Annotated in this window: 17 protein-coding genes; 9 read left to right on the top strand and 8 right to left on the bottom strand. The window is 66.3% G+C overall.

The features are described 5' to 3' along the window. Positions 1–140: 140 nt before the first annotated feature. Complete coding sequence (gene map / locus QRN11_RS10725; protein WP_285250938.1) at positions 141–1,019, bottom strand: type I methionyl aminopeptidase; 879 nt, start codon at positions 1,017–1,019, stop codon at positions 141–143. Between the two features lie 121 nt (positions 1,020–1,140). On the opposite strand from map, the gene QRN11_RS10720 reads away from it, so the two are divergent. Then, positions 1,141–1,308 carry an SPOR domain-containing protein gene (locus QRN11_RS10720; RefSeq protein ID WP_139205017.1) on the top strand — a complete coding sequence of 56 codons (168 nt, stop codon included), beginning with the start codon at positions 1,141–1,143 and terminating at the stop codon, positions 1,306–1,308. A 165-nt stretch (positions 1,309–1,473) separates the two neighbouring features. Here the strand turns inward: QRN11_RS10720 and panB are convergent, their stop codons facing one another. Further along, positions 1,474–2,370, bottom strand: coding sequence for a 3-methyl-2-oxobutanoate hydroxymethyltransferase (gene panB / locus QRN11_RS10715; protein ID WP_285250937.1), 897 nt, complete (start codon positions 2,368–2,370; stop codon positions 1,474–1,476). A 267-nt stretch (positions 2,371–2,637) separates the two neighbouring features. Here panB and glnA (QRN11_RS10710) point away from each other — a divergent pair, with 267 nt between their 5' ends. The 5 genes from glnA (QRN11_RS10710) to QRN11_RS10690 all read left to right on the top strand — a co-directional run bounded on the left by glnA (QRN11_RS10710) (position 2,638) and on the right by QRN11_RS10690 (position 8,984). Beyond that, complete coding sequence (gene glnA, locus QRN11_RS10710) at positions 2,638–3,978, top strand: type I glutamate--ammonia ligase (protein ID WP_091421917.1); 1,341 nt, start codon at positions 2,638–2,640, stop codon at positions 3,976–3,978. 9 nt (positions 3,979–3,987) lie between these two features. Then, on the top strand, positions 3,988–6,999 hold the full coding sequence (locus tag QRN11_RS10705) for a bifunctional [glutamine synthetase] adenylyltransferase/[glutamine synthetase]-adenylyl-L-tyrosine phosphorylase (RefSeq protein WP_285250936.1): 3,012 nt from the start codon (positions 3,988–3,990) through the stop codon (positions 6,997–6,999). Positions 7,000–7,060: 61 nt separating this feature from the next. Then, positions 7,061–7,504, top strand: coding sequence for a VOC family protein (locus tag QRN11_RS10700; RefSeq protein ID WP_285250935.1), 444 nt, complete (start codon positions 7,061–7,063; stop codon positions 7,502–7,504). Then, positions 7,498–8,043, top strand: a complete 546-nt coding sequence (locus QRN11_RS10695) for a GNAT family N-acetyltransferase (protein ID WP_285250992.1) — start codon at positions 7,498–7,500, stop codon at positions 8,041–8,043. Before QRN11_RS10700 ends, QRN11_RS10695 begins: the two co-directional genes overlap by 7 nt. Before the next feature lie 293 nt (positions 8,044–8,336). Continuing rightward, a complete protein-coding gene (locus QRN11_RS10690) occupies positions 8,337–8,984 on the top strand; it encodes a hypothetical protein (protein WP_285250934.1) in 648 nt (215 codons plus the stop codon). A 152-nt stretch (positions 8,985–9,136) separates the two neighbouring features. On the opposite strand, the gene glnA (QRN11_RS10685) is transcribed toward QRN11_RS10690, so the two are convergent. Beyond that, a complete protein-coding gene (gene glnA / locus QRN11_RS10685) occupies positions 9,137–10,561 on the bottom strand; it encodes a type I glutamate--ammonia ligase (RefSeq protein ID WP_050055503.1) in 1,425 nt (474 codons plus the stop codon). A 278-nt stretch (positions 10,562–10,839) separates the two neighbouring features. On the opposite strand from glnA (QRN11_RS10685), the gene QRN11_RS10680 reads away from it, so the two are divergent. Further along, complete coding sequence (locus QRN11_RS10680; RefSeq protein ID WP_091421906.1) at positions 10,840–11,277, top strand: RDD family protein; 438 nt, start codon at positions 10,840–10,842, stop codon at positions 11,275–11,277. A gap of 12 nt (positions 11,278–11,289) precedes the next feature. On the opposite strand, the gene QRN11_RS10675 is transcribed toward QRN11_RS10680, so the two are convergent. From QRN11_RS10675 to lipB, 4 genes are all read right to left on the bottom strand, one after another. Further along, on the bottom strand, positions 11,290–11,619 hold the full coding sequence (locus tag QRN11_RS10675) for a DUF3817 domain-containing protein (protein WP_285250991.1): 330 nt from the start codon (positions 11,617–11,619) through the stop codon (positions 11,290–11,292). A gap of 186 nt (positions 11,620–11,805) precedes the next feature. After that, entirely contained in the window at positions 11,806–12,558 is a 753-nt protein-coding gene (locus tag QRN11_RS10670; RefSeq protein ID WP_091421905.1) for a DUF4191 domain-containing protein, read from the bottom strand. 101 nt (positions 12,559–12,659) lie between these two features. Beyond that, positions 12,660–13,679: a lipoyl synthase gene (lipA, locus tag QRN11_RS10665; RefSeq protein WP_142058068.1), complete on the bottom strand. Its 1,020-nt coding sequence runs from the start codon at positions 13,677–13,679 to the stop codon at positions 12,660–12,662. After that, positions 13,676–14,344 carry a lipoyl(octanoyl) transferase LipB gene (gene lipB / locus QRN11_RS10660; RefSeq protein WP_091420034.1) on the bottom strand — a complete coding sequence of 223 codons (669 nt, stop codon included), beginning with the start codon at positions 14,342–14,344 and terminating at the stop codon, positions 13,676–13,678. The genes lipA and lipB overlap by 4 nt, the downstream gene beginning before the upstream one ends. 165 nt (positions 14,345–14,509) lie before the next feature. Between lipB and QRN11_RS10655 the strand changes: the two genes are divergently transcribed. Further along, on the top strand, positions 14,510–16,318 hold the full coding sequence (locus QRN11_RS10655; protein ID WP_285250933.1) for a serine/threonine-protein kinase: 1,809 nt from the start codon (positions 14,510–14,512) through the stop codon (positions 16,316–16,318). A gap of 22 nt (positions 16,319–16,340) precedes the next feature. Here QRN11_RS10655 and QRN11_RS10650 read toward each other — a convergent pair whose 3' ends face one another. Beyond that, a complete protein-coding gene (locus QRN11_RS10650; protein ID WP_285250932.1) occupies positions 16,341–17,234 on the bottom strand; it encodes a TIGR01777 family oxidoreductase in 894 nt (297 codons plus the stop codon). A 73-nt stretch (positions 17,235–17,307) separates the two neighbouring features. On the opposite strand from QRN11_RS10650, the gene QRN11_RS10645 reads away from it, so the two are divergent. Beyond that, entirely contained in the window at positions 17,308–20,826 is a 3,519-nt protein-coding gene (locus QRN11_RS10645; protein WP_285250931.1) for a S41 family peptidase, read from the top strand. Positions 20,827–20,885: the final 59 nt, after the last annotated feature.

Here is a 20,885-nt window from a genome sequence, read left to right as displayed (position 1 = left end):
GTTCGTGGCAGGGGCGGGCAGGGGAGGGGCGGCGGGCAGCCGGCCCGGTTGTTGCTAAGTCTGCGGTGGCTGCTGGTCAGCAGCGGCGGTTCTGTTACCGGCGGCGGCACTTTATCGCGTCCGACGCCGGTGCCGGCTGGTCAGGGGAGCGTGAGGATCTCGGCGCCGGTATCCGTGACCAGCAGGGTGTGCTCAAACTGGGCGGTGCGCTTGCGGTCCTTGGTCACCACTGTCCAGTCATCGGCCCACATGTCCCATTCCACCGTCCCCAGCGTGAGCATCGGCTCAATGGTGAACACCATGCCGGCTTCGATGACGGTGTTGTAGGCGGGGGCGGCATCGTAGTGCGGGATGATCAGCCCGGTGTGGAACGCTTCCCCAACGCCGTGACCGGTGAAATCCCGGACCACGCCGTAGCCGAAACGCTTGGCGTAGGACTGGATGGCGCGGCCGATCACGTTGATCTCCCGCCCCGGGGCAACCGCCCTGATGGCCCGGTTCAGGGATTCCTGCGTCCGTTCCACCAGGAGACGCGATTCCTCGTCAACATCGCCCACCAGGAAGGTGTAGTTGGTGTCCCCGTGGACGCCGCCGATAAAGGCGGTGATATCGATATTGATGATGTCGCCGTCCTGGACCACTGTGCTGTCCGGAATCCCGTGACAGATGACCTCGTTCACGGACGAGCACAGGGACTTCGGGAATCCCCGGTACCCGAGGGTGGAGGGATAGGCGTGATGGTCAAGGAGGAACTCGTGGCCCACCTTGTCCAGGTGGTCCGTGGTGACGCCGGGTTCGATGTGCTTGCCCACCTCGACGATCGCCTGTGCGGCGATTTTGGCGGCCACCCGGATCTTCTCGATGGTCTCTGCGGACTTGACCTCCGAGCCGGTGAATTTGGCGGGCGCCGGCTTGCCGACATACTCCGGCCGGGGGATGGACGCCGGTACTGGACGCTGCGGGCCGACGGTTCCCGGGGTGAGGGTGCCGATGGGTGCAGTCGAGGCAAGGGAAGGCATAGATTGATCATATAAGGCACCACAGAAGGCCTAACAACCGGGAGCCGCGTCCGTGACGCGTAAGAATTTAAGTTACGCGCGTCACGTAAGCAGCTTCCTGCCGGCGGAACGGGGAAGAGCGATGACCGAGTACTGGTACAACATCAAGACCCACGAGGTGGAGGAGGACCGGCTTTCGGACTGGAGCCAGCTGATCGGACCCTACAAAACCAGGGAAGAGGCCGAGCACGCGCTTGAAAAGGTCCGCGCGCGCAATGAGGCGTGGGACAAGCAGGACGACGACGACTGACGGCTTTGCCGGGCAGGGCGTCTTGGCGGCACTACTCCGCGGACTGCCTCGGCCGCGGGCGGCCTCACCTTGACGTCCGCTTCCGCAGTACCCCCAAGACGCCATCAAGGCGCCAGGACGGTTGCCGGCTGCCGGCCCCGGTGCCGTTAGTCGGCGCCGCCGGGCTTAGAAAGAATGTTCCGGGCCGGGAAACTGGCCTGACCGTACGTCCTCGCCGTACGCAGTGGCTGCGTCAAGCAGCGTGGTGCGCAGGTCCGCGTACTGCTTGACGAATTTGGCCATCCTGCCGCCCCGGAGGCCGGCCATGTCCTGCCACACGAGCACCTGGCCGGTGGTTTCCTTACCGGCGCCGATGCCAACGGTGGGAACCGTGACGGCCGCGTCCACCGCCGCCGCAGTCTCGGCGGGAACCATTTCCATCAACACGCTGAAGGCGCCCGCCTCAGCCAGCGCGACGGCGTCGTCAATCAACCTCTGGGCGTCGTCGCCGCGGCCCTGCACGCGGTACCCGCCCAGCGCGTGCTCGCTTTGCGGCGTGAAGCCGATGTGGGCCATAACGGGAATCCCGGCCTGCACCATGGCCCGGACAGTAGGGGCGTAATACTTGCCGCCCTCGATCTTGACCGCGTGCGCGAGGCCCTCCTTCAGGAACCGCACACCAGCGGCGACAGCCTGCTCCGGCGAGACCTCGTAGCTGCCGAACGGCAGGTCGGCCACCACCAGCGCGCGCTTGGCCGAACGCGCCACAGCGCGGCACAGGGGAAGCAGTTCGTCCACAGTCACCGGAAGGCTGGTTTCGTTGCCGAAGACATTGTTTGAGGCCGAGTCCCCCACGAGGAGCACCTCGATGCCGGCGGCATCGAAGATCTCTGCCGTGTACTGCTCATAGGCGGTCAGTATGGCAAACTTCGTGCCGGCATCCTTGGCCTGCTGGAGATGGTGGATCCGGACCTTTGCCGGTTTCCGCGCGGAGGCAGCCGGGCCGCCCTGCGCAGGTCCGCTGCCATAGGGGGCGGGAACGTCTGCGGGCGCGCTGGAATCGGAGCTGTTGCTTGAGGCCATGGCATGAGCGTAGTGCCGCACCTGCCGTCCTAGCTACCGGTTGCGGGCACCGACCAGGTGATTCGCGTCATATGGGCGGGGGGCCCTGGCCGCAACGCCGGTGGTGTGGCCCGTGCGCGTCAGGGGTTCCGGTGTGTTAATGCTGTGTTACGCGCCCCGCCGTCTCCAGCATCGCCGCCAATTGCTTAGTACAGTGTTGGTGAACTGCTTTCCGGCTTCCTCCTCTGCGGACCGGGGCATGGACGTTGACCGACAGAAGAGGCCATCATGGACCGCCAGCAAGAGTTTGTCCTGCGCACTATCGAAGAGCGCGACGTACGTTTCGTGCGCCTGTGGTTCACCGACGTCGTGGGTTCACTCAAGTCCGTGGCCCTGGCGCCCGCCGAAGTTGAGGGCGCCTTCGAGGAAGGCCTCGGCTTCGATGGTTCAGCCATTGAAGGGCTCGCCCGCGTTTTCGAATCCGACATGCTGGCACAGCCGGACCCCTCCACCTTCCAGATCCTGCCGTGGCGCGGCGAAACCGAGCAGACCTCGCGCATGTTCTGCGACATCCTCACCCCCGACGGCGAGCCCTCCGCCGCCGATCCCCGCAACGTCCTCAAGCGCACCCTGGCCAAAGCGGCGGACATGGGGTTCACCTGCTACACCCACCCCGAGATCGAGTTCTACCTCCTCAAATCGCAGGAGCCGGGACCGGACGGGGCTCCCGTGCCCGTCGATGAGGGCGGCTACTTTGACCACGTACCGGGCGGCGTAGCGCAGGATTTCCGCCGGACCGCCGTGACCATGCTGGAATCCGTGGGAATCTCCGTCGAGTTCAGCCACCACGAGGCCGGGCCGGGCCAAAACGAAATCGACCTCCGGTACGCCGATGCGCTGCAAACCGCGGACAACATCATGACGTTCCGCACCGTGATCAAGGAAGTGGCGCTCCAGCAGGGCACCTACGCCACGTTTATGCCCAAGCCCTTCACCGCGCACCCCGGCTCCGGCATGCACACGCACTTCTCCCTGTTCGAGGGCGACACCAACGCCTTCTACGAGGCCGGCGCGGAGTTCCAGCTGTCCAAGACCGCCCGCCAGTTCATTGCCGGCATCCTCAAGCACGCCCCTGAATTCACGGCCGTCACCAACCAGTTCGTGAACTCCTACAAGCGCCTCTGGGGCGGCGGCGAGGCCCCGAGCTACCTGAGCTGGGGACACAACAACCGTTCCGCGCTGGTCCGCGTTCCGCTGTACAAGCCGGGCAAGGGCCAGTCCGCACGGATCGAATACCGCGGCATCGATTCAGCGGCCAACCCCTACCTTGCCTACGCCGTCCTGCTGGGCGCAGGCCTCAAGGGCATCGAAGAGGGCTACGACCTGCCGGCCGCTGCCGAGGACGACGTCTGGTCGCTGAGTTCGGCCGAACGCCGCGCCATGGGCCATGACCCCCTTCCCGCCAGCCTGCATGACGCCATCAGGTCCATGGAGGATTCGGAGCTGATGCCGCAGATCCTGGGCGAGCAGGTCTTCGAACACTTCCTGCGCAACAAGCGCGCCGAGTGGCAGGACTACCGCCTCCAGGTCACGCCCTACGAACTGCAGCGCAACCTGGGCATCCTCTAGGGAGCGGTGGTGAGCCTCGCACGGCGCCTGATCTCCGCCGGCTTCAGCGATCTCGAAAAGGGCGAGCGGTTCCTCGCTGCCCGCGAGCTCGAAGGACTGGACGAAGACAGGCTCTTTGCCGGGCTCCAGATGGCTGCCAGCCCGGATACAGCCCTGCAGTCCCTGGTCCGCCTGATCGAAAAGCATCCGGCCCTGCGGGAGCTTGCGGCCGCCGACCCCGAGACCAGCGAGCCGCTGTACCGCGTCCTGGGAGCGTCCGAGGCGCTGGGGGAGTTCCTGATCCGCCACCCTGAACACCTGTCCGCCTTTGAAGTGCGGCCCAGCCCTGAACCCCAGCCGGCCGATCCGCAGGAGCTTCGCGCCACCCTGTTGCAGTCCGTGGGCGCCGATCCCCGGGCCGCGCGGCCGGTGGCAGCAACCACCGGAACCGACGCCTATGCGGCCCTTCGGACGGCCTACCGCAGGGGCGTTGTGGACCTGGCAGTCAAGGACCTGTGCGCCGCGGACCCGCTGGACTTCATGCCGTCGGTGGGCGGGGAGCTCGCCGATCTCGCGGGCGCCGCCATTGAGGCCGCCCTTGCCGTCTCGCGTGCCGAAGCGGCCGGCCAGTTCAGCGCCGCGGACGTGGCCGACGTCGGCCTGGCTGTTATTGGCATGGGCAAATGCGGGGCCCGCGAGCTGAACTACATTTCCGACGTCGATGTGATCTACGTGGTGGAGCCGGGCAGCCTGGACGACGCTGCCGCTGCCACCATCGGCACGGCCCTGGCCAGCGGGATCTCCCGGGCCATCTCATCGGTGGCCCGCGAACCCGGGCTCTGGGAGGTGGACGCGAACCTGCGGCCGGAGGGTAAATCCGGGCCCCTGGTCCGGACCCTGGCCTCACACCAGACGTACTACGCGCGGTGGGCGGAGAGCTGGGAGTTCCAGGCACTGCTCAAAGCACGCACCATCGCCGGTGACGCCGCCCTCGGCCAACTGTACGAAGAGGCCATCACGCCGCTGATCTGGAGTTCGGCCAGCCGCGACGGCTTTGTCGAATCAGTCCAGGCCATGCGCCGCCGCGTCACCGAACACATTCCGCCTGCGGAGGAACAGCGGCAGATCAAACTGGGCCGCGGCGGATTGCGGGACGTTGAGTTCACCGTCCAGCTGCTCCAGCTGGTGCACGGCAAATCCGATGAATCGCTCCGCCGGCGCGACACCACGTCCGCCATTGCCGCCTTATCCGCAGGCGGCTACATTGGGCGTGCCGATGCTGCAGCCTTCGACAACGCCTACCGGTACCTGCGGCTCCTGGAGCACCGCATCCAGCTCTTCCAGCTGCGCAGGACCCACCTCATGCCGGTGGGGGAACCGGCACTGCGTGCACTGGCCAAGGCGGTGCTCGGCCCGTTTTCCAACGAACGCCCGCACCCGGACGCCCTGCTCACTGCCTGGCAGAAGACCAAGCGCTCGGTGCGTGAGCTGCATGAACGGATCTTCTACCGGCCCCTGCTCAACACCGCCGCCAAGCTCAGCAGCGAGGACGCCAAGCTGACGCCCGAGGCCGCCGAGGGCCGGCTCGCCGCCCTCGGTTACCGGGACCCGAAGGGTGCCATGCGCCATATCGAGGCCCTCACGGCGGGCGTGAGCCGGCGGGCCGCACTGCAGCGGCAGCTGCTGCCCATCCTGCTGGACTGGCTGGCCGAAGGCGTGGATCCCGACGGCGGCCTCCTCGCCTTCCGCCGGGTCAGCGAAGCCCTGGGCACCACCCACTGGTACCTGGGCATGCTCCGGGACTCCAAGGCCGCCGCGGAGCGGTTATGCCATGTGCTGGCCAACTCGCGGCTGATCGCCGACCTGCTGGAAGTGTCCCCTGAATCGGTGGCCTGGCTTGGCCATGACAAGGACCTGGTGCCGGTGACCTTTGAGGCACAGTGGCAGGAGATCACCTCCAAGATGTCCCGCCATGCAGATCCGGAAAGTGCAATGCGGCTGATCCGGCTGATCAGGCGGCGGGAGACGCTGCGGGTTGCCATCGCCGACTCCGCCGGACTCCTGGACCAGGATCGCGTGGGAGCCGCCCTGGCGGACGCCGACCGGGCCGCGGTGCTGGGCGCACTGCGCGTGGCCGAAGGAATCGTCTCAGCCAAGGGGCCACTGAAAACCGCTGTCCTGGTGGTTGCCATGGGCCGGCAGGGCGGGCGCGAGATCGGCTACGGGTCCGACGCCGACGTGATGTACGTCCACCGGGCGTTGCCGGGCTTCTCCGAGGAAGAAGCGCAGGAGCAGGCCTCGCGGATCGTGTCCAAGGTCTCCAGCCTCCTCACCCAGCCGCTGAAGCCGGCCATCATGGCCGAACGGGTCCTCCAGGTGGACGCCGACCTGCGCCCCGAGGGCAAGAACGGTGCGATGGTGCGCTCCCTGGATTCCTACGCCGAGTACTACCGCCGCTGGTCCCTGATCTGGGAGGCCCAGGCCCTGCTGCGTGCCAGGCCCATGGCCGGCGACGACTCCCTGGCTGCGGACTTCCTCGAACTCATCGATCCCATCCGCTACCCGGAGTCTGTATCCGAGCAGGACGTACGCGAGATCAGGCGGATCAAAGCACGGGTGGAGTCCGAACGCCTGCCCCGGGGGGCCGATCCTGCCCGGCACCTCAAGCTGGGCCGCGGCGGGCTCAGCGACGTCGAATGGCTGGTCCAGTTGCTGCAGCTGCAGCATGCGGGCAAACACCCGCAGCTGCGCACCACTTCAACCGTGGGTGCGCTCCAGGAGGCAACCCAACTTGGCCTGCTGGCGGCCGACGATGCCGACCTCCTGGCGGCTGCCTGGCGTTTGGCCAGCCGGATCAGGTCCGCCAACGTCATCTGGAGCGGCAAGGCCTCGGACCTGCTGCCGTCTTCGCGGCGCGACCTGGAAGCCGTGGCACGCTGGTGCGGTTACGAACCAGGCCAGGCCGCGGCCCTGGAGGAGGACTACCTGCGGGTCAGCCGGAGGGCCCGTGCCGTCTTCGAACGGGTCTTCTACGGCCAGTAACCCCTGAACCGCCCATAGTGCGCGGCTGACAGTTGTCAGGGCCCGGTGCTACGTTGAGCCCATGGCTAACCAACTCTTCCTCAACCTGCCCGTCCAGGACCTCAAGCGCTCGGTGGACTTCTTCAGTTCCCTCGGCTTCACCTTCAACCAGGACTTCACCGATGAGAACGCCACCTGCATGGTGGTCAACGAGAACGCGTACGTGATGCTGCTGGTACAGGACTATTTCAAGACCTTCACCAGGAAGGACGTCGCGGACAACACGGGTTCAGCGGAAGCAATCATCGCCTACTCTGTGGACAGCCGGGAAGCCGTGGATGAGGCAGTGCGCACCGCGCTGGCCAACGGCGGCTCCGTGTCCGAGGATCCCCACGACTACGGCTTTATGTACAACCACAGCTTCCAGGACCCTGACGGACACCTCTGGGAGGTCTTCTGGATGGATCCCGCAGGAGCGCCCGCCGAGGCCACCGCGGGCGGCGAATCCGCGGGCCAACAATCCTGACCGGAACCGGTGGGGGCGTCTGGCTGATTTCACTCCGGGATATCGACGACGACGCCCGGGCCATCCAGCTGGAAGCCGTGGCCGGACTCGAACTTTTGCCCGGGCAGGAGAAATTTGTTGGCGATCCGCTGCGGATGGCCCTGGCCGGCCTGGCTGAGGAGTCACGCCGTCCGTACGTGATTGAAGCCAATGGCCGGGCCGTGGGGGTGCTCACGTTGCAGGCAGGGGCAGCCAGGCTTGCCGGCTGGCCCGACGACGATTCCGCCTGGCTGCTGCGCGGCTTCCTCATCGACCGGCGGCAGCAGGGCAAAGGGTACGGTCCGCTGGGGGCGGCCGCCGCTGCGGCTGCCGCGGAGAAACTCAGCAGCCGGCAGCAGAGCCGGGAGGCCGGCGTCGTCCTCTCCGTCAACGAAGCCAATCCGGCGGGCCTGGACGCCTACCGCCGCGCCGGATTCGAGGACCGCGGCCAGTACCTGGGCGGGTCCTCAGGCCCCCAACGAACCCTGTACCGGGCCTTTGCTGCGGTCCGCCGGCCGTAACCGGACGGCCCGGCGTTGCACTCGGTGCCGGATTGGCACATCATGTGGACTGGCAGTGTTCTTCAAACCTTGTTGGGGGGAAGGCTTCATTTAGTCTTCGTCTCGGGGGACATTCGCCAGGGGATCCGGCTCCCGGTCTCAGCACGTCTGGAGCCGGATCCCCACCTTATGGGGATTTGCTCCTGGTTCCATGGATACCGGGCGATCCGGCACTTCCACAGTGTTCCCCGGGCCCCTATGCTGGGGGCTACATACAGATAGCTCTGGGGGCTGCAAACATAGTTTGGGAAGCCATGAAGCCGATCAGGACCGCCGCGCCGGCCGTTGTTTTATTGCTCGCAGCGTGTTCTGCGCCGGCGCCCGTGCAAGGCGGCCCGCCGGCTGGCGGGGCCGGCCCAAGCGCGGCCCAATCAGCAGCCACGGCACCAGGCACGACGCCGGCAGGACTCTACGGGCTCACTACAGCCTCGGGCGCCCATATTACTTTTACGCTGCCGGCACCTGCGACCGACCCTGCTGTAGCTGCCATCGAGGCCTACCGGGTCAAGGTCGGAGCAGCGCCTGTTTCATACCTCGTGGCGGACGTGGACAACCGCACCGGCACGGCACCAGTGAATCTGTATATGGTGAGCGCTTCCAGTCCCGAAGGGCGGCAAGCCACGTTCACCAGTGTCGCCGATGCGCTCCATAGCTGGGCACCCACGTTCAGTTACGACTACAAGTGGTCCATGGATGGCAAACGCCTGGACGAGGCACAAGGCGCCGGGTTGAAGCGTGAGGCTGATGAGTTGTACAACGCGGACATCAGTGACGTGGACATAGCGGAGCGCACTACTGTCATTCTCACGTCAAGTGACGCCGACCTGCCCGCGGGGTTCAGCAGGGTGGCCGTACAACCATCCGTTACGGGCAGTGAAGAGGAAGCACAGCAGGTCCGTTGACCCTGCATCCTGCGCATGCGGACCGGAAACCCTAGCGGATCCGGACAGCAGTAAGGCCGGCCTCAAGGGAAACCTTGAAGCCGGCCTTTCCTGTATGAAAGAGCCCTTGCGGACTGTTTGCGGGCTATGCCCGCGTCAGCCGCAGAGCCTGACTAGACGCCGTAGTAGAGCTCGAACTCGTAGGGGTTCGGGCGCAGCGACAGCGGGCGGATTTCGTTTTCGTACTTGTACTCGATCCAGGTGTCGATCAGGTCCTGGGTGAAGACGCCGCCGGCCTGCAGGAACTCGTTGTCCTCGGCCAGGGCTTCCAGGGCTTCCTCGAGCGTGCCCGGAGCCTTGGGGATGTCCTTGGCTTCCTCAGCGGGGAGCTCGTAGAGGTCCTTGTCGATGGGTGCCGGCGGCTCGATGCGGTTGCGGATGCCGTCGATGCCGGCCATCAGCTGGGCGGCGAAGGCCAGGTACGGGTTGGAGGAGGGGTCCGGTGCGCGGAACTCGATGCGCTTGGCCTTGGGGTTGGTGCCCGTGATGGGGATGCGGATACCGGCGGAGCGGTTGCCCTGCGAGTAGACCATGTTGACCGGGGCTTCGAAGCCCTTGACCAGGCGGCGGTAGGAGTTCACCGTCGGGTTGGTGAAGGCCAGGACGGCGGAGGCGTGCTTGAGCAGGCCGCCGATGTACCAGCGGGCGGTGTCGGACAGGCCGGCGTAGCCCTTCTCGTCGTAGAACAGCGGCTCGCCGCCGTTCCACAGCGACTGGTGGCAGTGCATACCCGAGCCGTTGTCACCGAAGACCGGCTTGGGCATGAAGGTCACGGACTTGCCCCAGGCGTCTGCGGTGTTCTTGATGACGTACTTGAACTTCTGCAGGTCGTCGGCAGCGTGCGTCAGGGTGGTGAACTTGTAGTTGATCTCGGCCTGGCCGGCAGATCCAACTTCGTGGTGGCTGCGCTCGACCTCAAGGCCGGCTTCGTCCAGGGCAACGCACATGGCGTCGCGGAGGTCGGCCTGCTTGTCAGTGGGGGAGACCGGGAAGTAACCGCCCTTGACGGGGGTCTTGTAGCCGAGGTTTCCGCCCTCTTCCTCGCGGCCGGTGTTCCAATGTGCTTCCTCGGAATCGATCTTGTAGAAGCTGCCCTGCGGGGAGGACTGGTACTGGACGTTGTCGAAGACGAAGAACTCTGCTTCGGGAGCGAAGAATGCGGTGTCTGCGATGCCGGTGGAGGCCAGGTAGGCTTCGGCCTTCTCAGCCACGCCGCGGGGGTCGCGGTGGTAGGGATCGCCCGTGCGGGGGTTGACGATGGAGAAGTTCAGCGCGAGGGTCTTTTCCATGCGGAAGGTGTCCAGGAACGCGGTGGTGACGTCCGGGATCAGCTGCATGTCGGACTCGGCGATGCCCTGGAAGCCGCGGATGGAGGATCCGTCGAAGAGCTGGCCGTTGATGAAGAAGTCGGCGTCAACGCTCTTGGCCGGGACGTTAAAGTGCTGCTGGACACCCGGGAGATCGGTGAAGCGGATATCGACGAACTTAATATCTTCGTCCTTGATGAACTTGAGGACTTCGTCCGCAGTCTTGAACATCTATGCTCCTAACGCATATGTAAATATCTGGCGTGACAGCCATCTGATCCAACGCAATCCAAAGGCAGGGAGACCACAAGGTTTCCCTGCTGATATGCACCCTGCCGGGGGATTCGCTTGAAACTGCTAACAGCCTATGGATGGGGCATTTCCCGTCCGTGTCCGTATTGTTTCGGGCAGGTTACAGAATGCCCTGATATGGCAACGCTACTGGCCGTCCACACTGTGGTCTAACCGCATCCACACTGTGGGCGGGTGAACACGCGTAAGCTTGGACGGTGGTAGATCGCAAAGACCTCGGTTCCTGGCTCACTGGCCCCGACACCTCCGGCATATCCAGGTATCCGGGGGAGCGGCTTGGCCTGCCGGAGTCCGGTCCCGGTTCCATCGCACGGGCAGGCCGCCGGATCGTTGCGCTCATGATCGACTGGGGCATCGCGCTGTTGATCAGCAACTTCGCTTTTGGCGGCGACGCCTGGGCAAACCTGGCCATTTTCGCCGTCGAGCAGATCCTCCTGGTCGGCACCCTCGGCTACAGCATCGGGCACCGTGCCATGGGCATCCACGTGGTGCGGGCCGGCGGCGGAGCGCCGGGGCCGCTCGCTGGCCTGGTGAGGTCTCTGCTGCTGTGCCTGGTGTTCCCTGCCGTGGTTTTCGATCCCGACCATCGCGGACTCCATGACAAGGCGATGAATACGCTCCTGCTGCGCCGGTAGGATCCGCGGGCGTCAGGCCCTGCTGGTTTCCCTGAGGGGTCCCGACCCGACCGCCGAAAGGTGTCCGCGCCTGCCTGCCCAGCGCTCGAACCAGAGGGTGGCGAAGGGGAAAACAGCCGAGATCCCGGCAAAGAACGCCACCATGAACGGCCACCGCTGCAGCCGCCAGAGTGCCAGCGCCGTGATCCCGTAGCCAACGAACAAGGCTCCGTGGATGGGGCCGGCCACCTGCACGCCGATTTCCGTGGTGCCGGCAATCCATTTGAAGTACATGCCGATCAGGAGCGCGGCCCAGCTGAACGCTTCAGCGATGGCGAAGATCCGAAAGGCGCGCAGCGCCAAGGTTTTGACGAGCGGTACGGCGTCGCCCTGGGTTGTCTGTTCCTCGTTGACGTGGGCCTCGTTGACCTGGACGTCCGCCTGGTCCTCTGTCAGATTGCTGTGGTTCACGCTGTCCTGTCCTCCTGGCAGTATTGGTGCACTAAAAAGCCCCGGTACCGGCAGGTAGCCGGTACCGGGGCTTTTGGCCTAACGTCCGCGGTTGGGGCGGGCCTTGTAGGGGTCGATGCCCTTGGGAATGGGGAGCCGGGTGCCCAGCGAAGCGATCCGCTTGGAGACCGCATTGACTTCGAGCTTGGTCAGTTCGTTCTTCATTTTGCCCATTTTCTTTGCCACCTGGCTGATGGGCACCTGGCCCTCGCCGCGTCCGCTTTCAATGACGTGGACGGTGACGTTGGGCAGGATCCGGGCAAGGCGCTTGCGTTCTGCGTCCAGCAGCGGCTTCACGCGGTGGCTGGGCCCTTCACTGACCAACACGACGCCGGGACGTCCAATGGCGCGGAACACGGCGTCCTGCGTGCGGGGGTTGACGGCGACGGGCTGGTCCTCGGTGATCCAGCCGCGCCGGAGCGTTCCCAGTGCGGCGCCGGAGGCGCCGGGCTGGTTTTCGATCTGGGCGAAGGCAGCGCGCTCGGCGCGGCGTGACAGGATCAGGGTGGCACCGAGCAGGCCCAGCGGGATGCCGATGATGAGGCCGGTAATCCAGTTCTCCAGCCAGAAGCCCACCAGGAAGCTGACGGCCACAACACCGAGGAACACCAGCAGCATCAGCCACGGGACCATGGGGTCGTGGCGGCGGGTCATGTTGAAAACTTCGCCGATCTGCTTGAGCCGGCTGGGCTTCTTGACCTTCGCTTCTTTCGGCTTGCGGGAGAAGAGGCCGCGCTTGACTGCGCTCGAGCCCGCAGGAGTGGGGTTGCTGGAATCAGGGGATTTCGCCATAGTGCCTCAATTCTACGTGACCAAAGCCGCAGGGCCGGCACCGGAGTTCTCCGGTGCCGGCCCTTCGGGGTGTTGTCTTTTGGCGTCTGGGATGGTTGGTGTCAGGAATGCGCGGCGAGCAGTGAGCTGGCTTCCTGGCGGGTGGTTCCGGAGTCCTGGATGCCCTCGGCGATGTGGGCGAGTTCGGCGGGGATGTCCCGGCCTTTCTTGCGCATGGCGGTGGCCCAGAGCCGGCCTGCCCGGTAGGAGGAGCGCACCAGCGGGCCGGACATCACGCCGAGGAAACCGATCTCGATGGCCTCGTCCTGCAGGTCCACGAACTCCTGGGGCTTGACCCACCGGTCCACCGGCAGGTGCCGCTCGGACGGGCGCAGGTACTGGGTGATGGTGATCAGGTCGCACCCCGCCTCATGCAGGTCCCGCAGCGCTTCGGAGATCTCTTCACGGGTTTCGCCCATGCCCAGGATCAGGTTGGACTTGGTCACCATGCCCAGGTTCCGGCCCTGCGTAATCACATCCAGGGACCGCTCGTACCGGAAGGCCGGCCGGATCCGCTTGAAAATCCTTGGCACGGTTTCCACATTGTGCGCGAACACCTCGGGCTTGGAGTCGCAGATCGCGGCGATGTGCTCGGGTTTGCCGGAGAAGTCCGGGATCAGCAGCTCCACCCCGGTGCCCGGGTTCAGCTCGTGGATCTTCCGGACCGTCTCGGCGTACAGCCACACGCCCTCGTCCGCCAGGTCGTCTCGGGCCACGCCGGTGACGGTGGCGTAGCGCAGCTGCATGGCCTGCACGGACCGGGCCACCTTGGTGGGTTCGAACATGTCCACCGGGGACGGTTTGCCGGTATCGATCTGGCAGAAATCACACCGGCGCGTGCACTCGGACCCGCCGATCAGGAACGTGGCTTCCTTGTCCTCCCAGCATTCAAAAATGTTGGGGCAGCCGGCCTCCTCACACACCGTGTGCAGGCCTTCCTTTTTCACCAGGTTCTTGAGCCCGACGAACTCCGGACCCATCTGGACCTTGGCCTTGATCCACTCCGGCTTGCGCTCCACCGGAACAGCAGAATTACGCTGTTCTACGCGCAAAAGCTTCCGGCCTTCAGGTGCCAATGTCACAGTAGAGCTCCTTCGGGGGTAGCGACCAGGGCGTCTTCATTCTTGCGCAGTTCTTCGATAACCCGGGAAACGAGGTCTGCCGGGGCAACGTCATAACCGGTTTCCTGGGCGATGGTGGTCACGCCCGCATCGGTGATGCCGCAGGCGATGATCTGCGAGTACGGGGTGAGATCGTTGTTGCAGTTGATGGCGAAGCCGTGCATGGTGACGCCCTCGTGGACGCGGATGCCGATGGCTGCGATCTTCCTGTCCGGGCCCTTGTCATCGGCAGTGAGCCAGACCCCGGCACGGCCTTTGATCCGTACAGCCTCGATGCCATAGTCGGCGAGGACGGCGATGATCACGGACTCGAGGCGTTCCACATAATCACGGATGCCCGCGCGGTTCTTCAGCTTAATGATGGGGTACCCCACCAGCTGGCCCGGGCCGTGCCAGGTAAGTTTACCGCCACGGTCCACCGGGACAACGGGGGTACCGTCAAAGGGCCGCTCATGGTCCTCGGTGCGTTTGCCGGCCGTGTAGACCGGGGCGTGTTCCAGGAGAAGGACGGTGCTGGGGGCCTTGCCGGCGACGACGTCGTCATGGAGTTCGCTCTGAATGGCCCAACCGCGGGTGTAGTCCACAAAGTCCGGAGCAAGACCCAGCTGTGAAAACTCAAGAGTCATGGAATCCAGCTTAGACCTTGGGAGGCGGCAGGCCCGGTTTAGTGCTGAAGCTCACCCCGGGCAGTGAGCCAGCCCCCATCGGCCGAAAAAAGCCTTTGGAGCCAGGCCTGTGCCTGCCTGTGGATAACTTCTGCACGGGGTTCCGGATTCGGCTAGACATAGGTCATGGAGAAATTGCAGCACCCGGGTGTCCCCGGATATGCGGTGGGGAGGTTGCTCGGCCACGGTGGCAGCTCTTCAGTCTGGCTGGTCAAGGAGGAGAGGACTGGCCGCGAGTTTGCCCTGAAGTGCCTCCGCCGGACCGCGCGGCGGGCAGCACGCGGGGAAGCGATGACGGAAGAGGGGATCCGCCGCGAGATCCGTATCCTGTCAGTGCTGGACCATCCACACCTTATTAAGGCCCATAGCGCCGTCAGGGTGGAAGACGGGCCAGACAGTACGGCCGGCCTGATCATGGACTACGCACCCGCCGGTTCGCTCGGTGGGCTGGTGGCGGCACGGGGCAGGTTGAGTGCCGGCGAGACGGTGACAGTCTTGACGCCCATCGCGCAGGTGCTCGGATACCTGCACAGCAAGGGGTTCACGCATGCCGACGTTTCGCCGGGCAACGTCCTGTTTACCGGCCAGGGGAAGCCGATGCTGTCCGACGTCGGCATCGCCCGGATGCTTGGCGATCCTGCGTCCGCGCCGGGCTTGGGCACGCCGGGCTTTACGGATCCGGCACCCGTGGACGCCGTCCGGGCCGGCCTGCAACCCGAGCGCGACGTGTATTCGGCTGCCGCCCTGGGCTGGTTCTGCCTGACCGGGTCGCCGCCGCAACGCACGGCCGACCGCCCACCGCTGACACTCCTGGTTCCGACCGTCCCCAAAGAGCTCGCCGTGGCTCTTGAGTCCGGGCTTAACGAAGACCGGCGGCTGCGGCCGACGGCAGCAGCATTCGGGACCGCCATCTACCGGAGCGCATCGCCATTGCCGCTTGATCTCGCGTCTGCGGTCCATCCCACAGTCCTTCCTGAACTGGTGACGCGCCTGCACGCGCCGGCATCACCCAGCGGACTGCGCGAAAGGCTCGATTTCTTGCGGCGCCGGCTGGCAACATCGACGTGGGCCGGTTGGTTCCCTAACCCGCAGAAGCTGCCGTTTCCGGCGTCGGACTCCACGGCGTCCACGGCAGCCCAGGCCATGCCCGGCCAGGCCCCCGGGGACCAGCGGAAGGACCAGATCGCGCGTGGGCAAGGAATAGGCCGGCCCGCGCTGGACAAGTGGAAGGGCAAGCCCGCGCCGAACCGGCGGAACAACCAGGCCGCGGTGAACCGGGAGAAGAGCCGGCCTGCCGGGGTGCGGGGCAGGGCCCGGCACGCTCAGGCGGAACCCAGGGGAGCGCTGCGGCGGGGTGCTGTTGCCGCCGCAGCCCTTACCGCGGCCGTCTGTGCCTGGTGGCTTGTTGGAGCGGGGCTCACAGCAGCAGGACCGGGTTCGCCGCCCGCCGGCCAAAGTGCCGGAACCGCAGGTGCCTACCCGGAAACGCCTTCCGTGGAGGCGCCGCAGCGGCAGGACCCGGCCGACGCCGCGCGGCTGCAGGCGGGTTCGCCGGATCCCGGGGTGGCAGTCCAGGGACTGTCGTCGCTGAGGTCCCTGGCCTTCAGTTCCGGCAGGCTGGAACTGCTGGACGAAGTGAACCAGCCGGGCGCAGGTGCCGCAGCAGCAGACCGGCGAATTGCCGAGCGCCTGCAGGCATCCGGGCATAAGCTTGCGGGCTTCTCCACGGCCCTGTCGCAGGTGCACACAGAAGAGGGCGCAACATCGGCCCGTGCAGTGGTGGCGGTGACGTCCGCCTCGTCCGTTTACGAGGAGAAGGACGCCCAGGGTGCCGTTGTCGCGACCGGTGCCGCCGGTGCCGAGCAGCGGATCCGCGTTGTGCTTGTATCAGTTGACGGCAGGTGGCGGGTCACTGAAATCCTTCCAGGCCCTTGACTTGTCTGCGGCCGGAGAGCCGCTACTCCTTGCCGGCCACCCACTCCGCTGCCTGGGCGAGCGTTGGGTGCTGCCAGGTGAATCCCGCAGAGGACAGGCGTGCGGGCTCCATCCGCTGGCTGGCGAGCAGCAGTTCGTCGGCCAGGTCGCGCATGACAAACCGCAGTACCGGACCCGGAACCCTCAGGGCAGCGGGACGGTGCAGGGCATGGGCCAGGGCAGCCACGAGCTCGTTGACGTTGGCTTCCTCGGGGGCGCACAGGTTGACCGGGCCGCTCACGTCCGATTCCAGCAGGAAGAGGAAAGCGGCGGAGACGTCCGGCAGGGTGATCCAGGGCCAGTACTGGCGGCCATTCCCCAGCGGGCCGCCAATGCCCAGCCGGATCAGCGGCAGCAGCCTGCCCAGTGCTCCCCCCTTGCGGCTGAGCACCACCGCCGTGCGCGGAGTCACCACCCGTATACCAGGGGGAGCGGCGGCAGCTGCTGCCTCCCACTCGCCGCAGATCCGGGCCAGCGTCCCGGCACCTTGCGGCGCATCTTCCCGGAGCACGGTGTTCCCGGCGTCACCGTAGTAGCCGGCACCGGACTGGCTGATAAATACGGGCGGCGGGGAATCCAGCTGGCGCATGGCGTTGGTCAGGGTGCGGGTGGAATCCAGCCGGGAACTGAAGAGCTCCGCAACCCGATTTCGCGTCCACGGCCTGTCCCCGATGCCGGCGCCGGAAAGATTAACGACGGCGTCAGCGCCTTCCAGCGCCTTGGGGTCCAGTTCCCCGGCGGCCGGGTTCCACTGGACTTCCGCGGCTGAGGAGGCCTCGCGGCGCACCAGCGAAATCACCTGGTGGCCGGCCGGACGGAAGGTTGCGGACATGTGGGTTCCGATCAGCCCGGAGGCCCCGGCGATGACTATGCGCATGCTGTCCATCACACCACGGCTGCCACACTGGCACCTCCAACGGCGCCGCGTGGGGGTTGACTATGATCGAACGATGACCTCTTCGAGCTACTTCCGTTACCCGCACCTGCACGGCGATCTGGTCACATTCGTGGCCGAGGACGACGTGTGGATTGCGCCCCTGGACGGCGGGCGCGCATGGCGTGTCTCCTCGCTCCAGCTTCCTGCCCGCAATCCGCGCTTCACCCCCGACGGGCAGCGGCTGGTGTGGACGGTGGTGCAGGGAACGGCGCCGGAGGTGGTGTCGGCGGCAGTAGACGGCGGGGATTACCGGCAGCTGACGTACTTTGGCCACAGCTCCACCAAAGTCAAAGGCTTCACCGCCAGCGGCTCAGTGGTTGTCACCAGCGCGTTCCGGCAGGCCGAAAGCAGGCACACGCACGCCTACAGCGTCCCGCTCGACGGCGGCTGGGCGGAAGAGCTGCCGTTCGGCCCGGTGGAGTCGGTGGCCTTCGGCCCCGAGGTGGGTGATGAGCGGCCCGTAGTGGTGGGCAGCGTATTGTCCCGCGAGCCCGCCTGGTGGAAGCGCTACCGCGGAGGCACTGCGGGAAAGCTCTGGATCGACAACGACGGCAATGGGGAGTTTGAGCGCCTGCTGCCGGACCTGGACGGCAACCTCGCCGACCCCATGTGGGTGGACGGGCGGATTGCATTCCTGTCCGACCACGAGGGTTACGGCAACCTGTATTCGGTGTTGCCCAACGGAAAAGACCTGCAGCGCCACACGGACCACGAGGACTTCTATGTCCGCCATGCCAGCACGGACGGCAAGCGGATCGTCTTCGAGTCTGCGGGTGAACTGTGGGTGCTTTCCGGGCTCGGGGCCGATGCCGTGCGGCTGGACATCACGTTGGGGTCGGCCTCGCAGTCGAGGCGGCCGGCACTGCTCAATACAGCTAAACACCTGGGCGAGGCAGTCCCGGACGCTTCCGGCTCGGCCAGTGCGGTCGAAGCCCACGGCACCATCTCCTGGCTCCGCCACAAAGACGGTCCATCGCGCATCATCGAAGCAACCCCAGGGGTCCGCGCGCGCCTGCCAAGGCCGCTGAACAACGGACGACTGGCCTACGTCGCCGATCATGACGGCGTCGAAGCACTGTTCATCAAGGATGTCGCCGGGCCCGTCCCCGGCACCGCCGCCGCACCCTCCGCAGCCACACCCGCCGGACCTCCGGAGAGTGGGGCAGCCGCCCCGGCACAGGGCCGCGACGAGGAGCACGCGCCTTTGCCGCAGCCCGTCCCTGCTGCCGGCGCTGCAGTCCTGGCCGCGAATACTGCGAAGACCGCTGTCCGGGATGACCAGCAGGCTGACGTCGCTCCTGAGGAAGCGCCGTCTCCTGACAACGCGAAGGCCGAGCCGGCTGCGCAGGCCCCAACGCTGCGCATCGGTTTTCCGCACCCCACCCGGACCAGTTCGCTGGAGGCAAGCCCGGACGGCAACTGGCTTGCGCTGGGCACATCGTTCGGCGAGGTCTACGCGGCCGATACGCGGACCGGCGAACTGACCCTGGTGGCAAGCATCGGCGAAGGCACCGTTTCGGACCTCGCCTGGTCCGGGGACTCCCAGTGGCTGGTCTGGTCCGAGCCGGTCACCTCTTTCGGTTCGCGCAGCCGGCTCCGGCTGGCAAAGGTGTCGGATCCCGGGGCCAGCCCGGTGGACGTCACGGACGGCCGGTTCCGGGACACGTCTCCCGCCTTCACTCCGGACGGGAAGTTCCTGGCCTTCCTGTCCAACCGCAGCTTCGACCCCGTCTACGACGGGCACTCCTTCGACCTCTCCTTCCCCAGCCCCATCAAGCCCTACCTCGTGGCACTGGCTGCAGATACGCCGTCGCCCTTTGGTCCTTCAGTGGATCCCGATGCCGGTGAGGCTGAGGCGGCAAAGGCTGACCCGAAGCGGGATGAGGCGGCCGCTCCCGAGGTCATTGTGGATGCTGAGGGCCTGGCCCACCGCGTTATCGGCGTCCCCGTGCCGCAGGGCAACTACACGTCACTGAAGGCGTCCGACGGCGCTTTGCTGTGGCTCGACTGGGCCCTCGCCGGGGTAACCGGTGACGGCAAAGCCAGCCAGGAGGACAAGGACGCACGCCCCAGCCTGTCCCGTTTCGACCTCGCGCGCCGGAAGCAGACCACCCTGGTGGAGTCTGTGGACAGTTTCCGGCTTTCCGGCGACCGCAGCAAAGTGGTGCTGATCTCCGAGAAGAAGGTCACGGTGGTCCCGGCGGACAAAATGGTGGACGAGGAATCGGGCGACCTTGTCAAGGTTGACCTGGGGCGGATCCGGGTCATGATGGAACCGCTCCGCGTCTGGGGCCACGCTTTCGACGAGGCCTGGCGGCTGCAGCGCGACTTCTTCTGGGCAGAGGACATGGCCGGGCAGGACTGGGAGTCCATCCACAAGCGCTACCGCCCCCTGGTGGACCGCCTGGGCTCGCACGATGACCTGGTGGACCTCCTGTGGGAGCTGCACGGCGAACTTGGAACGTCCCACGCCTACGTCAAGCCGGCGCCGGTCACCGAAAACGGCAGCCACGGCCAGGGGCGGCTGGGCGCGGACCTATCGCTCACCCCGGCCGGCTGGGAAATCACACGGATCCTTGCCGGCGAGTCCTCAGACCCGCTCGCTACATCTCCGCTGACCCGCCCGGGCGTGGGCGCCAAGGCAGGCGACATCCTGCTGGCCATCGACGGGGTTCCGCTGTCCGCCTCCATCACCCCGGCCATGCAACTGGTCGGAGCCGCGGGCCGGGCCGTGGAACTGACTTTGCTCAAGGGCACCGCGCACGGCGGACGTGCCGGCACGCAGCGGCGGGTCGCCGTCGTTCCGGTGAAGGATGAGGAGCGCCTGCGGTACCAGGAGTGGGTGGCCTCGAACCGGCGCACTGTGCGTGAGGCGTCCGGCGGAACCTTCGGGTACCTGCACATCCCGGACATGATGGCCAACGGGTGGGCCCAGCTCCACCGGGACCTCGATACCGAAACGGCACTGGATGGACTTATCGTGGACGTGCGGCGCAACCGCGGCGGGCACACGTCCCAGCTGGTGGCCGAGCTGATCGGGCGTAAAGTCACCGGCTGGAGCATGCCGCGCGGCGAAAAGCCGCGGACGTACCCGCACCATGCCCCGCGCGGGCCCGTCATCATCCTCGCCGATGAATTTGCCGGTTCCGACGGCGACATCATCACCCAGGTGTCCAAGCTCCGCGGCATTGGCCCTGTGATCGGAACCCGCACCTGGGGCGGTGTGGTGGGCATTGATAACAGGTTCTCCCTGGCCGACGGCACTGGTGTCACCCAGCCGCGGTACGCCAACTGGTTCAGCGGCGGCGTGGGATGGGGCGTTGAGAACTACGGCGTGGACCCGGACATCGAAGTGACGTACCCGCCGCATGCCTACGCGGCCGGCCGGGATCCGCAGCTCGAATACGGCATCGGTGCGTTGAAGGAAATGGTGCAGGAGCTTCCCACGGACCGGCCGCCGGCCCGCGAGGGCTACCGCCGGCTCCGCCCGGCTCCGCTGCCGGCCCGCCGGCCGGGGAGCCGGCAGGCGTAGCTCCTGACCGTAACTAAAAGGCCCTGCCCTGCCGGAAGATCTTCCGGCAGGGCAGGGCC

The sequence above is a fragment of the Pseudarthrobacter sp. fls2-241-R2A-168 genome (assembly GCF_030209335.1).
Taxonomy (GTDB): domain Bacteria; phylum Actinomycetota; class Actinomycetes; order Actinomycetales; family Micrococcaceae; genus Arthrobacter.
The sequence above is the reverse complement of the archived record's forward strand: the minus strand, read 5'-3'. Positions and strand labels throughout refer to the sequence as shown.

Excerpts from the sequence above, each read along its gene's own strand:
- map (WP_285250938.1), bottom strand. The coding sequence starts at position 1,019 with ATGCCTTCCCTTGCCTCGACTGCACCCATCGGCACCCTCACCCCGGGA.
- QRN11_RS10720 (WP_139205017.1), top strand. The coding sequence starts at position 1,141 with ATGACCGAGTACTGGTACAACATCAAGACCCACGAGGTGGAGGAGGAC.
- panB (WP_285250937.1), bottom strand. The coding sequence starts at position 2,370 with ATGGCCTCAAGCAACAGCTCCGATTCCAGCGCGCCCGCAGACGTTCCC.
- glnA (WP_091421917.1), top strand. The coding sequence starts at position 2,638 with ATGGACCGCCAGCAAGAGTTTGTCCTGCGCACTATCGAAGAGCGCGAC.
- QRN11_RS10700 (WP_285250935.1), top strand. The coding sequence starts at position 7,061 with ATGGCTAACCAACTCTTCCTCAACCTGCCCGTCCAGGACCTCAAGCGC.
- QRN11_RS10690 (WP_285250934.1), top strand. The coding sequence starts at position 8,337 with ATGAAGCCGATCAGGACCGCCGCGCCGGCCGTTGTTTTATTGCTCGCA.
- glnA (WP_050055503.1), bottom strand. The coding sequence starts at position 10,561 with ATGTTCAAGACTGCGGACGAAGTCCTCAAGTTCATCAAGGACGAAGAT.
- QRN11_RS10670 (WP_091421905.1), bottom strand. The coding sequence starts at position 12,558 with ATGGCGAAATCCCCTGATTCCAGCAACCCCACTCCTGCGGGCTCGAGC.
- lipB (WP_091420034.1), bottom strand. The coding sequence starts at position 14,344 with ATGACTCTTGAGTTTTCACAGCTGGGTCTTGCTCCGGACTTTGTGGAC.
- QRN11_RS10655 (WP_285250933.1), top strand. The coding sequence starts at position 14,510 with ATGGAGAAATTGCAGCACCCGGGTGTCCCCGGATATGCGGTGGGGAGG.
- QRN11_RS10650 (WP_285250932.1), bottom strand. The coding sequence starts at position 17,234 with ATGCGCATAGTCATCGCCGGGGCCTCCGGGCTGATCGGAACCCACATG.
- QRN11_RS10645 (WP_285250931.1), top strand. The coding sequence starts at position 17,308 with ATGACCTCTTCGAGCTACTTCCGTTACCCGCACCTGCACGGCGATCTG.